The organism is Galactobacter valiniphilus (assembly GCF_003575975.1).
Lineage (GTDB): Bacteria > Actinomycetota > Actinomycetes > Actinomycetales > Micrococcaceae > Galactobacter > Galactobacter valiniphilus.
Window position 1 is genome coordinate 1 of the sequence record NZ_QQXK01000088.1, and the last position, 435, is coordinate 435.

Annotated in this window: 1 protein-coding gene; it reads right to left on the reverse strand. The window is 66.7% G+C overall.

Annotated elements, in window-relative coordinates:
* Nucleotides 1–49: 49 nt before the first annotated feature.
* Nucleotides 50–435 (reverse strand): transposase (locus DWB68_RS15855; protein ID WP_199700487.1); only part of this gene is annotated, 386 nt, incomplete at its 5' end.

Genomic DNA, 435 nt, shown 5'->3' on the forward strand with positions numbered 1-435 from the left:
GGTCAAGTCCCCGGTAGTGGTGTAGCGCTCGGTCCTTCGATGTGTGGGGTCAGGCGCTGAGTCCGAGGATGCTGTCGGTCACCTCCTCGGGGCTGTTGTCGGCGACGAGGGTGAGTCTGCTCTTGGCGAGAATATCGAGGCCGAGGTAGCGGCGTCCTTCGGCCCATTCGTCGGTCTGCTCGGCCAGGACGGCGCCGACGAGGCGGATGATCGCGTCGCGGTTCGGGAAGATGCCGACGGAGTCGGTGCGGCGGCGGATCTCGCGGTTGAGGCGCTCGTTGGGGTTGTTGGACCAGATCTGCTGCCAGAGCCCTTCGGGGAACCCGGTGAAGGCGAGGATGTCTGCCCGGGCGGTGTCGAGGTGGTCGTGCGCGTCCGGGAGCTTGTCGTCGACGTAGTCCAGGAGTCGGTCGAACTGCGCGTGGACGCTATCGG